Origin of the sequence: Mesorhizobium sp. M0408 (assembly GCF_040321495.1) — a bacterium.
Taxonomy (GTDB): domain Bacteria; phylum Pseudomonadota; class Alphaproteobacteria; order Rhizobiales; family Rhizobiaceae; genus Mesorhizobium.
The window spans coordinates 122,712-135,932 of record NZ_JAMYRO010000007.1; the positions used below are offsets into that span (position 1 = coordinate 122,712).

The window sequence follows — 13,221 nt, forward strand, 5'->3', positions numbered from 1 at the left end:
CGAATTATTTTACGAGGTGTGACATTATGGCCGAAGCCCCCAAGGCCGCTCCTTTGCCTGATTCAGGCCCATTGCCCAGCGCCGGCAAGGACCAGTGCGATCTGCTGGACAGTCTGCCGCGCGGCCGCCCGGCCGCGGGGCAAGACCCGGTCAAGCGCAGCCAGATCATCGAGGGTGCGCGCCGTGTCTTCATCGATAAGGGCTTCGAAGCCGCGTCGATGAACGACATTACGCGCGAGGCCGGCGTGTCCAAGGGCACCATCTATGTCTACTTCGCCAACAAGGAAGAGCTGTTCGAAGCGCTGATCGAGGAAGAGCGCGGCACGATTTTCAAGAACATGTACGAAGTGCTCGACCAGATTGGCGACCTTCGCCAGACGCTGGTGAAGTTCGGCATCGTGCTGTCCATGAAGATCACTTCGGCGAGGGTCATCCTAGCGCAGCGGACGGTGATCGGCGCGTCGGAACGCATCCCGGAGCTTGGTGCCCGGTTCTACGAACGCGGCCCGAAGCGTGGCCATGACAGGGTCGTCGTTTTCCTCAACATGGCTATCGAACGCGGCCTGCTGAAGATCGACGACGTCGAGCTTGCCGCCTATCAGTTCACCGAGCTGTGCCTGGCCGGTCTTTTCCGCCAGTGCATTTTCGCCTATCGCACCAAGGCGCCAAGTGCGGCCGAGATCGAACACATCGTCAGGTCGGGCGTCGATGTGTTCCTGAAGGCCTACGGCACCGAACAGCTTGCAGAGCAGGAACGGGTCTCCAGCCCCGCCTGACAGGCTGCCAGGGTCGGTGGCCTATCCGCCATTGGCGGCGAGCACGATCGCCGCACGCAATCCCTCGAGGCCCTCGCTCTTTTCCGACGACGTGGCGAGCACGAAGGGAAATGCCGCCGGGCGTTTCTTGATCTTCTGGAGCGTTTCCTCGATCAGCCGCGGTACCCCCGCCGCCTTGATCTTGTCGGTCTTGGTCAGCACGATCTGATACGACACCGCCGCCTTGTCGAGCAGCGACAGCACCTCGTCGTCCTTGGCCTTGATGCCATGGCGGGCATCGATCAGCACGTAGACGCGCTTCAGCGTCACCCGGCCCTTGAGATAGTCGAACACGAGCTTCGTCCACTCGTCGACCTTTTCCTTCGGTGCCGTGGCGTAGCCATAGCCTGGCATGTCGACCAGCGCCATCGGCGGCAGATCGGCGCCTTCTCCCGAAAATCCGCCAGGCACGAAATAGTTGAGCTCTTGTGTGCGGCCCGGCGTGTTGGAGGTGCGCGCCAGCCCCTTTTGGTTGACCAGCGCGTTGATCAGCGACGATTTGCCGACATTGGAGCGGCCGGCAAAGGCGATCTCGGGTGGACCCTCCGGCGGCAGGAATTTCATCGCCGGCACGCCGCGGATGAAGATCCAGGCTCGCGTGAACAATTCGATGCCGATCGTGGTCTTGTTCAACGCGTTCAAACCGCTGCCTCCAGAAGAAAAATGTTGCTGCCACGAATGGCATCGAGATTGCGGCTGATCTTTTCCACCGGCCAGCGCCACCACGCTAGCGCCAGCAGCCGCCGGATGGTCCTGTCGTCGAAGCGCATCTTCACCACCTTGGCCGGATTACCGGCGACAATCGCATAGGCTGGCACATCGTGCGTCACCACCGACTTTGCCGCGACGATAGCGCCGTCGCCGATTTTCACGCCCGGCAGCATCACCGCTTCCATGCCGATCCAGACGTCGTTGCCGACGATTGTGTCGCCACGCACCTCCTTCGACCATGTCGCCGGGTCGAAGCCTTCCTCCCAGCCGTGACCAAAGATGTTGAACGGATAGGTCGAAAAGCCGGACATGGCGTGATTGGCGCCGTTCATGATGAAGCGCGCGCCTTCGGCAATGGCGCAGAACTTGCCGATGATCAGCCTGTCGCCGATGAACGGATAATGATGCAGCACGCATTTTTCGGCGAATTTGTCGGGTCCGTCAGGGTCGTCATAATAGGTGAAGTCGCCGATCTCGATATTCGGCGCCGTCACCAGCGGCTTCAGAAAGCCGACGCGCGTGTGCAACGGGATCGGATGCTTGATCGATGGATTGGGTCCGGTCATATCGAGCTCCGTCGGCAACTGCCAGCCAGGTCAAAATAGCGCGATCCGTCCGGCAGTACCAATCGCTTAATCCAGGCGGGCAGCTTGTGCAAAAAGCCCCGGACGAGCCGGGGCTTTCTGGTTTCGCACTATCGGAGCGCCGGCTATTCCGCCGGCGACGGTTTCTTGCGGAACAGCGCGACCAGATTGTCCCACAATTCGATCTTGGCGCCTTGCCGCTTCATGATCACGCCCTGCTGCAGGATCGACAGCGTGTTGTTCCAGGCCCAGTAGATGACGAGGCCGGCCGGAAAACCCGCCATCATGAAGGTGAAGATCACGGGCATCCACGTGAAGATCGCCGCCTGCGTCGGGTCCGGCGGCGTCGGGTTCATGCGCATCTGCAGGAACATCGTCACGCCCATGATCAGCGGCCAGACGCCGATCATCAGCATGTGCGGCAAGGTAACGGGGATCAGCCCGAACAGGTTGAAAATCGATGTCGGGTCCGGCGCCGCCAGATCCTGGATCCAGCCGAAGAACGGCGCGTGCCGCATCTCGATGGTGATGTAGAGCACCTTGTAGAGCGAGAAGAACACCGGGATCTGCAATGCCACCGGCCAGCAGCCGGCGAGCGGATTGATCTTCTCGGTCTTGTAGAGCTCCATCATCGCCTGCTGCTGCTTCATCTTGTCGTCCGCGTATTTCTCGCGGATCTCGAGCATCTTGGGCTGCACCTTCTTCATGTTAGCCATCGACGCATAGGACTTGTTGGCGAGCGGGAAGAACAGCGCCTTGATGATGACGGTGGTGGCGAGGATCGCCAGACCGAAATTGCCGAAGAATTTGTAAAGCGTGTCGATCAGCCAGAACATCGGCTTGGTGATGAAATAGAACCAGCCCCAGTCGATCAGAAGGTCGAACTGGCGGATATGACGGTCCTTTTCATAGGCGTTGATCGTCGAAACTTCCTTGGCGCCGGCGAATATCTCCGATTCCACGGTCGTCGATTGCCCGGGAGCGATCGTGACCGGATCGGACAGGAAATCGGACTGGTAGCTGTGCGGGTGGGGCCCGCTCTTGAACTCGAAATAAGAGAATTTGGGCTGAAATTCGCGGCCGGCAGGCGGCACCAGGGTCACCGCCCAATATTTATCGGTGATGCCTAGCCAGCCGTCGGTCGACTTGCCTGGCTTGTATTCCTTGTCCGATTCGACCTTGGAGTATTTGTACTCTTGCAGGCCTTCGCTGCCGGTAACACCGATCAGGCCTTCGTGCAGCACATAAGTGCTGGCGATAGCCGGCTTGTCGAAACGGGTAACGCGGCCATAGTTCGACAACGTCGCGGGTGCCGAGCCCCCATTCTGGACCGTGTCGGACACGGTGAACATATATTGGCTGTCGACAGAGAAGGTGCGCTTGAAGGTCAGGCCCTTGTCGTTGGTGAAGGTGAGCGTCACTGGCGTCGCCGGCGTCAGCGTCGCATTGCCGTCGGTCTGCCAGACCGTGTCGGGGCCGGGCAGCCTGCCCACATCCGGCGTGCCGGAAAAGCCGATCTCGGCGAAATAGCCGTTCGGCAGGGACGCCGGGTTGAGCAACGCGATCTCGGGCGAAGTCTTGTCGACCGTCTCCCTGTAATGCTTGAGCCGGAGGTCGTCGAGGCGCGCACCGGTGAGGTTGATCGAGCCTTCGAGGCTCGGCGTGTCGATCTTGACGCGGCTGGTCGAGGCAATCGCCTGGTCGCGGCCGGCGGGCGTCACAGCGTCGCCGCCAGGCGCGCTCGGAATGGCGCCGGGCTGCACCGGTGTTTCGGTGGCGCCCGGGCTGGTGCCTTGGGCGGCCTTCTTCTGCTCCGCCACGCGCTGCTCTTCGATGCGGGCGGCTTCGCGCTGCATCTCGCTGCGCGGCATCACATAGAAATATTGCCAAAGCGCCAGGATCAGCACCGACAGTGCGATGGTGATGAAGAAGTTGCGGTTGTTTTCCATCGAAGCCCTTGGCCTATCGTGTTCCACGCAATCTGCGGGAGAGTTCGGCCTTCAACTGGCCGAACGGAGTCGTAAGCACGTCTTCGCGCCCGACGATGACATAATCATTGCCGGGCACCATGTCATCCGCGGCATGCGTGCGCACGGCCTCTCTCAGCCGCCGCCGGATGCGGTTGCGAACGACGGCGTTGCCGACCTTCCTGGTGACCGTATAGCCGACGCGCGGCGCCTCGCTGTCGCCGCGGCCCAGGACCTCGACGAGGAAAAGCCGCCCGCGGCGCTTTTCGCCACGGCGGACGGCCAGGAATTCCGCGCGCTTCAGAAGCCGCTTGGGATGGGGACCCGTTGGCTTGCCGGTTGCGGGCAACGATCTTGTCTCTCGCTTGGTGCTCAGGCGCTGAGACGCTTGCGGCCGCGGTTGCGGCGGGCTGCGACGACGCCGCGGCCACCTTTGGTGGCCATGCGGGCGCGGAAACCGTGCCTGCGTTTGCGAACGAGTTTGGACGGCTGGTAAGTACGCTTCATTTGTTTAAATACCGCGGGGTGCGGCCCTTCTTGATTCTGTCACTTTGTAACAGGAGCTTTGCCGGGCCGGTTTTGGCGCGATCGAAACCGCGCCGGGACGAATGGCCCGAGCGTGAGCGGGCTTATAGAAAGAAGGGTTTTGGAAGTCAATCCAGCGTGTCGGGCCGGCATTGTCGGACCGGCATCGAAGTCTTGCGGCCCTTTGTCCGGCTTCGACCAAGGATGAATTTGGCAAAAAAGCCGCAATCGCCTAATCTCACCCGATCAAGCGATCGTGAAGACGAGCAGTCCCTAAGACAAGCAGCCGTGATGACAGGCAGCCGTGACGACGAGCATGAGTGAAGTCCCAGCAACCGACGAAAGCATCGCCCAGGCGAAGGCGGCCACCCGCAGGGTGCCGCTGGCGCGCGGCCTGTCGACCAAGTTGCTGCTGCTCACCATCGTCTTCGTGCTCTTGGCCGAAATCCTCATCTTCGTGCCCTGGATCGCCAGCTACAGGCTGAGTTGGCTGAAGGAGAGGCTGAGCACCGCCGCCGCGGTTTCCATCGTCCTGGTGCAGGGCGAACCTGCCTCGCTGTCGCGTGCCGCCCAGAACGACGTACTGATGGCGATCGGCGCCAAGGCGATCGCCGTGCGCGACGGCGGCGTCTCGCGGCTTCTGGTCGTGGCCGAAATGCCGCCGCAGGTCGACGAGCATATCGATATCGCCAATGTCGGCATGATCAAGGGTATGACCGGCGCGCTGGACACGCTGTTTTTCGGCGGCAAGCGGATGCTGCGCGTTTTCGGGCCGGTCGGCGACAGCGACAAAGAATTCGAGCTGATCATGCCCGACCACCGCCTGCGCAATGCCATGCTGATCTATTCGCGCAACGTCGCCTTCGTCTCGCTGCTGATCTCGCTGTTCACCGCCATGCTGGTCTACGCCGCGATAGACCTGATCATGATCGGCCCGATCAGGACGATGACACGCTCGATGCTGTCCTTTTCCGAGGCGCCCGACGATCCCGGTCGCATCATTCACCCCGCCGCCCGGGCCGACGAGATCGGCGTCGCCGAACGCGAGCTGTCGCAGATGCAGGAGCGGCTGCAGAAGATGCTGACCGAGCAGAAGCACCTGGCCGATCTCGGCCTGGCCGTGTCGAAGATCAACCACGACATGCGCAACATCCTCGCCTCGGCGCAACTGATGTCGGACCGCCTGCGCCAGGTCAAGGACCCGACCGTGCAGGCCTTCGCACCAAAACTGCTGCGCGCGCTCGACCGTGCGGTGTCCTACTCGGAGGGCGTGCTGGCCTATGGCCGCACCCAGGAGCCGCCGCCGTCGCGCCGCAGGCTGCGGCTGCGCCAGCTGGTCGAGGACGTCCAGGGCCTGCTCGACATCGAATGCGGCATCGAATTCGTCAACGCCGTCGATCCGGTGCTTGAGGTCGACGCCGATTCCGACCAGCTGTTCCGCGTGCTCACCAATCTTAGCCGCAACGCCGTGCAGGCGATGGCGGCCGACACCGAGAGCGCCGTGGTGCGCCGCTTGACCATATCGGCCGAGCGCATCGGCAGCGTCAGCCGCATCGTCGTCACCGACACCGGCCCCGGCCTGCCGCCAAAGGCGAGAGAAAACCTGTTCGCGGCATTTCGCGGCTCGGCCCGCAGCGGCGGCACCGGCCTTGGCCTGGCGATCGCCCATGAATTGATCCGCGCCCATGGCGGCACGGTGGAGCTGGTCGAAAGCATCGGCGGCCGCACCACATTCGCGGTCACCATTCCCGACCAGCCGGTCCGGCTCGACCAAGCCCGCAACGGTCTGCGCCGCCCGGCGTAACGAACCGTTTGTTTACGGACCGTTTCAATTCGCAAATGCTTGGTCCGAGACTACGAGCCATCGGCTCGGCCGCCGTGCAACGGCGTGTTTCGTTACGGGCCGTTCCGATTGGCAAATGACTGATCCAAGACGACGACCTATCGGCTCGGCCGCCGCGTGACGCGATCTTGCCTTCGCCGGCCGGCGCATGACGGCAAAACATGACGGCAAAACTTTTGGCCAGGATCGGCTTGCTTTTCGCAAATTCAGTCGCTAGGGAACAGCTCACATTCGCGGCCGGTCGCCAGGATCGGATCGCGGGGCTATGCAAAGCATGGCCTGTTGCGCGCCCGTAGCTCAGCTGGATAGAGCACCAGACTACGAATCTGGGGGTCAGGAGTTCGAATCTCTTCGGGCGCGCCATTAAACTCATGCCTACCCCGGGAACATAGGTAACAGAATCTACCACCGGTGGCCTGAAAGTCGCGAGGGCTGAGCGCCATCCATGCCAAAAAGGAGATCGTCAGCTAATGCTGCTCAGTCGGCCTGCTTAATCTCCAGGCCCGGTTCAGTCGGCGGGCCTGGCGTGCAATCCTGGCCAGTGCATTCCTGCACGGGATCTTTCGCCGGCGGGAGACAATTTTGGCCTTCACAATGAACGGGCGGCTGCGTTGTTGCGGCTTTATTGTTCTGCGGCACAGGCCGATCCTCAGCGCGAACGGCCGGCATTCCAAGTTCGATCATGGCCGTGCACAAGAGCGCAATCCGAAGCAAATTCATTTTCGCCTCCGCAACTGACAGCGAGACGCAGATTATACCTTCGAACTGCGGCCAACATCCTGTCACCCGCGAACGGCGTTAACAGCGCGTTTCATTGCCGGTCGGAAGGGCGTACCGATTGCGATCGAGCGTCGTCCTCTTCCTGGCAAAATAGCGCCAGAAACGGGGCTTTCGGCCAGAGGTGACTGAAGCCAACCTTCCGATTTTCCTGTACACCTGTTCGAAGGGTTCGAGGTGCGTTAGGGCCTCGCATATTCGAGTTCTTTCACGGGGGAACGTACATGACGGCATTCAACAGCGTCCGCTTCCGGGTCAAGCCGGGTAGTGAAGATGAATTCATCGAACTGTTCAGCAGCGCTGCGCGCAATTTCGAGGGATTGCGAAAAATGGCTCTCATCAAATCGGGAGATGGCGCCTTCTTCTCGATTGGAGAGTGGGACACTTTTCAGCACATGGTCGCTGCCAGGCCCAAAATGCTGGGCAATCTTGATCGGTTCCGGCATACGTTGCAGCAGCTTGAGGGCGGATATACGGATGCTGTTTCCGGCGAGGCTGTCTTCGAAACGGACGGCAGGAGCAGCGGCAGGTCGGTATAGTTTCGCACTTCGAAAAGCTTATGCTCTGCGCCACTTCCCGGCTCTATTACCTAAACCGCACATTCCCCCTGGAAAGCTCTGCCACCGACCTGCATCCCATCAGCCGCATGTCGCGTTCGATCTCGGTTCGCATCAGGCCGAGCGCCCGTTCGACGCCGGCCTGTCCGGCGGCTGCCAGCGGGAAGAGATAGTAGCGCCCGACGCCGACGGCCTTGGCGCCCAACGACAGGGCCTTCAGCACATGCGTGCCGCGCTGGACGCCGCTGTCGATGATCACGTCTATCTTGTTGCCCACTGCGTCGACGATCTCCGACAACTGGTCGAAGGGGCTGCGCGAGCCGTCCAGCTGCCTGCCGCCATGATTTGACAGAACGATACCGGTGCAGCCGATGTCGACGGCTTTTCTGGCATCGGCGACGCTCATGATCCCCTTCAGGCAAAACTGGCCGTTCCAGAAGCGGACCATGTCTTCGACGTCCTTCCAATCCAGCGACGGCTCGAGGATCTCGGTGAAATAGCGGCTGATGGAAAGCGCTCCGCCGCCGAGATCGATATGGCCGTCCAACTGCGGCAGGCTGAACTTTTCGTGCGTCAAATAGTCGATAGCCCATCTCGGCTTGATCGCGAACTGCATCATGCCGCCGAGCGTAAGCCGAAAGGGGATGGAAAAGCCGGTCCGCAGGTCACGCTCGCGGTTTCCGCCGGTGACGCTGTCGACCGTCAGCATCATCACGTCGACGCCGGACGTCTTGGCGCGCTCCATCATGGCGCGGTTCAGGCCGCGATCCCTGTGGAAATAGAACTGATAGACCTGCGGCGTCCTGTGCTTGCGGACTTCCTCCAGGCTGACCGTGCCGAGCGACGAGACGCCGAACATCGTGCCGAACTTCTCCGCCGCCGCGGCGACGGCGCGCTCGCCGCTATGGTGAAACAGTCGCTGGAGAGCCGTCGGCGAACAATAGACCGGCATCGCCAGCTTCTGGCCCATGACGGTGACCGACATGTCGACCTGTCCGACGCCGGCAAGGACGTTGGGGACGAGATCGCAGTCCTCGAACGCCGCCGTGTTGCGCCGCAGCGTCGTCTCGTCGTCCGCGCCGCCATCGATATAATCGAAGATCGGACCTGGCAGGCGCTGTTTTGCCAGCCGGCGGAAGTCCTGAAAATTGTAGCAGCTTTGCAATCTCATGAAATCAATCGGGTATATGCCGGGCCCGATGTCAAGCCTGTGCCATTGTCGATCGCCGGCGCTCTCGCCTCAGCCCGCCAGAGCGCCAACCGACTCCCGCTCCACCAGCGGGCATTCGAGCTTGGTGATGGGATAGCGGCCACGACCGGGAGCAGCGGGGACTTCGAGCTGCTCGATCGCCCATTGTCCCATCGCCATATGCGGCAGGATCGACGTCGTCAGCGGCGGGAACAGATGCCGCGCGATCTCCTCGTCGTCATAACCGATCACCGAAATATCCCGGGGGATGTGCAGGCCGGCCTCCTTTAGCGCCTCGTAGCAGCCGATCGCGGTGCGGTCGTTCTGGCAGAAGATCGCGGTCGGCCGGTCCTTCAGCGCCAAGAGCTTGACGGTCGCGGCATAGCCGGCGCTCGCCGACCAATCGCCTTCGACGACCAGCGCCGGGTCGAACGGAATGTCGGCCGTCGCCAGCGCCCGGCGGTAGCCCTTCAGCCGGTCCTGCGCCGCTTGCATCCAGGGCTCGCCGGTGACGGTGGCGATGCGCCGGTGGCCATGGCCGATCAAGTGGCGGGTGGAGCTCTGGCCGCCGGCGATCTCGCTCGGCACCACGGCGGGGAAGGCATAGTCGGCGGTGTAGCAGTTGAGCAGGATGACCGGAATGTCGAGGCCGTAGAGATAGTCCGGCGCGACGATCTCGCGGGTGAAAATGGTCATGTAGATCAGCGCCGAAATGCCCCGCTTGGTCAGTGCCGCGATGGCCCGGGGCTCCATCACCTCGTCGCCCATGGTTTGCGCCACCAGCAGCACATTGCCGGCGTTCCACGAGGCTTGCCGCGCCCCTTCAATGGCGACGACCGCCTCCGGGCTGGTCGCCAACTGGTCGACGGCAAAGCCGATCACGCCATCCAGCCCGTCGAATGCGGCAACTGGGGCCCGCAAGGCAGAAAACACGGGCGGCGAATAGCCCAGCGTTCGTGCGGTCTCAATCACTCGCTCTCGGGTTTGCTGCGACAGCCTGATGCCTGGCGTGTTGTTGAGGACGAACGAGACCGTCGCCTGCGAACAGCCGGCGGCCCTGGCGATGTCGGTCATGGTGACGCGGCCCTTGGGGTTTTTCCCGGACGGCTTGCGCCGCCTGGTACCCTCAAGGATGGGATCGCGCAGTGGTTCGTTCATGTCATTCGTCCCTCAAATCTCGCATTTATAACGCGAAGCGCTACTAATAGATATAAGCGCCCTCTCAGGTGATTTTAGTCGCCAATCCAAAACGGTTGTGACTGGGGAGGCCTCTCTCGTTTGTGGCGAGTATCCCGATCAACTAATACTCTTTACTAATATCTGGCATCCCTATAACGTCAATCCATCATGCCCGGACGACATCGGACCGCGCGTGTTCGGAACGCGAGCCAGCCTGGTGTCGGACGGTTCCCGTCAGCCGGAGCTCGCCTGCCGTTTCGAGGAAATGTCAGACAAATCGGACTATTTACGAACGACGAATGAGTCTCTAAAGTCGACGATCGCGGCTGGAATGGCGTCGTTCTTCGCTGCCGAAACCCTGAGGAGGAGGGCGTCCAAGCCGCGCCGGCACGTTCATCATCAGCGAAATTACTGAGTCAAATGGGAGGTTGAATATGAAATCTGCGATACGAAATGCGTCCGTCGCCGCTGCGGCCCTGCTGCTCGGCCTGTCCGTCAGCGCAATTGCGCGGGCCGACGACAAGCCGACACTGGCCTTCGTCGTCAACGGCGCTTCCGATTTCTGGAAGGCTGCCGAAGCCGGCGTCAAGAAGGCTCAAGGCGAACTGCCCAATTACAATCTCGAACTCAAATATCCGGAGCAGTCCTCGGTCGCCATCCAGCAGCGCCTGATGGACGATCTGGTGACGGCCGGTGTGAAGGCGATCATGGTCTCGGCCGTCGATCCCAAGACGTCGACCGACGGGCTGAACAAGATCGCCTCGGAAACGGCGTTGTTCACCACTGACAGCGACGCACCGCAGACCAAGCGTGTCGCCTATATCGGCTCTTCCAATGTCGATGCCGGCAAGCAGGCGGCAGAGATCGCCAAGAAGGCAATGCCCGACGGCGGCAAGTGCCTCGGCTTCGTTGGCCTGCTCGGCGCCGACAATGCCAAGGAACGCATCCAGGGCATGAAGGACGGCCTCGCCGGCACCAAGATCGAATTGGTCGACGTGCGTGGCGACGACATCGACCAGGCCCGCGCCAAGAAGAACGTCGAGGACGCGCTGGTCGCCAGCCCCGACGTCACCTGCATGGTCGGCTTCTACTCCTACAACACGCCGCGCATCTATGAAGCGCTGCGCGATGCCGGCAAGCTCGGCCAGATCACCGTCGTCGGCTTCGACGACGATCCGATCACGCTGGGCGGCGTCAAGGAAGGTACCGTCGCCGCCACCGTCGTGCAGCAACCCTTCGAATGGGCCTATCAGGGCATGAAGCTGATGGCTGCCTATCTCGAGGGCGACAAGTCGGGCGTTCCCGCCGATGGCCTGATCATCGTGCCGACCAAGATCATCGGCAAGGACGATGTCGACGCCTACGCCGCCAACCTCAAGGCGATGTCGGGAAATTGAGCGAATAAGTTGCGCCGGCTCAAGGGTTCGCCCTGAGCCGGCGATTCTATTGACGCGCCTCGCAAGGCCCGTCAGTCTGAGGCCAAAACGGCTCACCGGCTGCTGTCAGGCGTGATGAATTATTCCGACCCATCCATCGTTGCATCCACGGCCGCTCCGTTCCTGAGCCTCGACGGCGTGCGCAAGACTTATCCCGGCGTTGTCGCGCTGGACGGGTTCTCGATCGAGGTCAGGCCCGGCGAGGTCATCGGCCTGGTCGGCGAAAACGGCGCCGGCAAATCGACGCTGATGAAGATCCTCGGCGGCGTGACCCGGCCGGACACCGGCACCATCACCGTCGATGGCGTCGCCCATGACAGTCTGACCGTCGAAGCCAGCATCGGTTCGGGCATCGCCTTCGTCCACCAGGAACTCAACCTGTTCGAGAACCTCGACGTCGCCGCCAATATTTTCTTCGGCCGCGAACCGCTGCGCGCCGGCCCGTTCAGGCTGGTCGACCGCGCCAGGCTGCGAGCGCTGGCGGCGCCGCTGCTCAAACGCGTGGGCGCCAATTTCTCGGCCGATACGCCGGTGTCGGCGCTGTCGCTGGCCCAGCAGCAAATGGTCGAGATCGCCAAGGCGCTGTCGATCGAGGCGCGGCTGGTCATCCTCGACGAACCGACATCGAGCCTGCCGATCGCAGAAACCGACAAGCTGCTCGGTGTCATCAAGGCGCTGAAGGCAGACGGCATCAGCGTCATTTTCATCTCGCACCGCCTGCACGAGGTCGAGCGCGTCGCCGACCGCGTCGTCGTGCTCAGGGACGGCATGCTCGCCGGAACCTTGCCGAAGAGCGCCATCAATCACGACCAGATGGTCAAGCTGATGATCGGCCGCATGCTGAAGGAGAGGGAGAAGGCCGCAGAATCGGCGCGCCCGCCGGGCTCTGTCGCGCTGTCGGTCAAGGCCATTCGCACCGCTGCCTATCCCGACCGGCCCGTCGACCTCGATGTCAGGCATGGCGAGATCCTCGGCCTCGCCGGTCTCGTCGGCTCCGGTCGGACGGAGCTGGCGCGCGTCCTGTTTGGCATCGACAAGAGCTTTGGCGGCTCGTTCCAGCTTGACGGAAAAGATCTGGTTCTTGGTTCGGCCGCGGACGCAGTGGCCAACGGTATTTTCCTCGTCCCCGAGGATCGCAAGCTGACCGGCATCCTGCTCGACCTTTCGATCGCCCAGAACATCTCGCTGCCCAATCTGCCGGCACATTCGCGGCGCTCGCTGGTCTCGGCCAGCGCCGAGGCCGCCACCGCCGAGAAGCAGAAGACCGATCTCGGCATCAGGGCGCCCTCCGTGCAGACGCGTACCGGTACGCTGTCGGGCGGCAACCAGCAAAAGGTCGTGCTGGCCAAATGGCTGGCGATGAAGCCGAAGGTGATGATTCTCGACGAACCGACCCGCGGTATCGACATCGGCGCCAAGGCCGAGATCTACGGACTGATGCGGGCGCTGGCCGATGCCGGCGTCGCCGTGCTGATGATCTCCAGCGACATGGAGGAGGTGATCGGCGTTTCCGACCGCATTGCCGTCATGCATGAAGGCCAGATCTCGGGCATTCTCGATAAGGACCGGTTCAGCCAGGAAAACGTGCTGCTGCTGGCGGTCGGCAAGCAGCCGAAGTAGTTCGCAGGCACTGGGAGA

Annotated in this window: 12 protein-coding genes and 1 tRNA gene; 6 read left to right on the top strand and 7 right to left on the bottom strand. The window is 62.2% G+C overall.

Annotation, left to right across the window (positions count from 1 at the left end; all coding sequences use genetic code 11):
• The first annotated feature begins 26 nt into the window (after positions 1-26).
• The gene (locus tag NKI67_RS10710) at positions 27-776 is read left to right on the top strand and encodes a TetR/AcrR family transcriptional regulator (RefSeq protein ID WP_023677490.1); all 750 of its coding nucleotides are present in this window, start codon (positions 27-29) and stop codon (positions 774-776) included.
• 21 nt (positions 777-797) lie between these two features.
• Here the strand turns inward: NKI67_RS10710 and yihA are convergent, their stop codons facing one another.
• The 5 genes from yihA to rpmH all read right to left on the bottom strand — a co-directional run bounded on the left by yihA (position 798) and on the right by rpmH (position 4,584).
• Positions 798-1,457: a ribosome biogenesis GTP-binding protein YihA/YsxC gene (gene yihA / locus NKI67_RS10715; protein WP_031211985.1), complete on the bottom strand. Its 660-nt coding sequence runs from the start codon at positions 1,455-1,457 to the stop codon at positions 798-800.
• Positions 1,454-2,092, bottom strand: a complete 639-nt coding sequence (locus NKI67_RS10720) for a CatB-related O-acetyltransferase (RefSeq protein ID WP_352645287.1) — start codon at positions 2,090-2,092, stop codon at positions 1,454-1,456. Before NKI67_RS10720 ends, yihA begins: the two co-directional genes overlap by 4 nt.
• A 143-nt stretch (positions 2,093-2,235) precedes the next feature.
• Complete coding sequence (yidC, locus tag NKI67_RS10725; protein ID WP_023677493.1) at positions 2,236-4,059, bottom strand: membrane protein insertase YidC; 1,824 nt, start codon at positions 4,057-4,059, stop codon at positions 2,236-2,238.
• Between the two features lie 13 nt (positions 4,060-4,072).
• On the bottom strand, positions 4,073-4,426 hold the full coding sequence (gene rnpA, locus NKI67_RS10730; protein ID WP_023677494.1) for a ribonuclease P protein component: 354 nt from the start codon (positions 4,424-4,426) through the stop codon (positions 4,073-4,075).
• Positions 4,427-4,449: 23 nt separating this feature from the next.
• On the bottom strand, positions 4,450-4,584 hold the full coding sequence (gene rpmH / locus NKI67_RS10735) for a 50S ribosomal protein L34 (RefSeq protein ID WP_008833937.1): 135 nt from the start codon (positions 4,582-4,584) through the stop codon (positions 4,450-4,452).
• A gap of 334 nt (positions 4,585-4,918) precedes the next feature.
• On the opposite strand from rpmH, the gene NKI67_RS10740 reads away from it, so the two are divergent.
• The 3 genes from NKI67_RS10740 (at position 4,919) to NKI67_RS10750 (ending at position 7,761) form a co-directional block, all read left to right on the top strand.
• Entirely contained in the window at positions 4,919-6,406 is a 1,488-nt protein-coding gene (locus NKI67_RS10740; RefSeq protein ID WP_023677495.1) for an ATP-binding protein, read from the top strand.
• 325 nt (positions 6,407-6,731) lie between these two features.
• Positions 6,732-6,808 (top strand) — tRNA-Arg (locus NKI67_RS10745).
• Between the two features lie 638 nt (positions 6,809-7,446).
• Positions 7,447-7,761 (top strand): antibiotic biosynthesis monooxygenase, encoded by a 315-nt coding sequence (locus NKI67_RS10750; RefSeq protein WP_023677497.1) that lies wholly within the window; start codon positions 7,447-7,449, stop codon positions 7,759-7,761.
• A 46-nt stretch (positions 7,762-7,807) separates the two neighbouring features.
• On the opposite strand, the gene NKI67_RS10755 is transcribed toward NKI67_RS10750, so the two are convergent.
• Together NKI67_RS10755 and NKI67_RS10760 are read right to left on the bottom strand one after the other, a co-directional pair.
• A complete protein-coding gene (locus NKI67_RS10755; RefSeq protein ID WP_023677498.1) occupies positions 7,808-8,950 on the bottom strand; it encodes an alpha-hydroxy acid oxidase in 1,143 nt (380 codons plus the stop codon).
• A gap of 69 nt (positions 8,951-9,019) precedes the next feature.
• On the bottom strand, positions 9,020-10,042 hold the full coding sequence (locus tag NKI67_RS10760) for a LacI family DNA-binding transcriptional regulator (RefSeq protein ID WP_023677499.1): 1,023 nt from the start codon (positions 10,040-10,042) through the stop codon (positions 9,020-9,022).
• A 539-nt stretch (positions 10,043-10,581) separates the two neighbouring features.
• Here NKI67_RS10760 and NKI67_RS10765 point away from each other — a divergent pair.
• Complete coding sequence (locus NKI67_RS10765) at positions 10,582-11,544, top strand: sugar-binding protein (RefSeq protein ID WP_023677500.1); 963 nt, start codon at positions 10,582-10,584, stop codon at positions 11,542-11,544.
• A gap of 114 nt (positions 11,545-11,658) precedes the next feature.
• A complete protein-coding gene (locus tag NKI67_RS10770; RefSeq protein ID WP_023677501.1) occupies positions 11,659-13,203 on the top strand; it encodes a sugar ABC transporter ATP-binding protein in 1,545 nt (514 codons plus the stop codon).
• Positions 13,204-13,221: the final 18 nt, after the last annotated feature.

Excerpts from the sequence above, each read along its gene's own strand:
- NKI67_RS10710 (WP_023677490.1), top strand. The coding sequence starts at position 27 with ATGGCCGAAGCCCCCAAGGCCGCTCCTTTGCCTGATTCAGGCCCATTG.
- NKI67_RS10770 (WP_023677501.1), top strand. The coding sequence starts at position 11,659 with ATGAATTATTCCGACCCATCCATCGTTGCATCCACGGCCGCTCCGTTC.
- yidC (WP_023677493.1), bottom strand. The coding sequence starts at position 4,059 with ATGGAAAACAACCGCAACTTCTTCATCACCATCGCACTGTCGGTGCTG.
- NKI67_RS10750 (WP_023677497.1), top strand. The coding sequence starts at position 7,447 with ATGACGGCATTCAACAGCGTCCGCTTCCGGGTCAAGCCGGGTAGTGAA.
- NKI67_RS10720 (WP_352645287.1), bottom strand. The coding sequence starts at position 2,092 with ATGACCGGACCCAATCCATCGATCAAGCATCCGATCCCGTTGCACACG.
- NKI67_RS10765 (WP_023677500.1), top strand. The coding sequence starts at position 10,582 with ATGAAATCTGCGATACGAAATGCGTCCGTCGCCGCTGCGGCCCTGCTG.
- NKI67_RS10755 (WP_023677498.1), bottom strand. The coding sequence starts at position 8,950 with ATGAGATTGCAAAGCTGCTACAATTTTCAGGACTTCCGCCGGCTGGCA.
- NKI67_RS10740 (WP_023677495.1), top strand. The coding sequence starts at position 4,919 with ATGAGTGAAGTCCCAGCAACCGACGAAAGCATCGCCCAGGCGAAGGCG.
- rpmH (WP_008833937.1), bottom strand. The coding sequence starts at position 4,584 with ATGAAGCGTACTTACCAGCCGTCCAAACTCGTTCGCAAACGCAGGCAC.
- NKI67_RS10760 (WP_023677499.1), bottom strand. The coding sequence starts at position 10,042 with ATGACCGACATCGCCAGGGCCGCCGGCTGTTCGCAGGCGACGGTCTCG.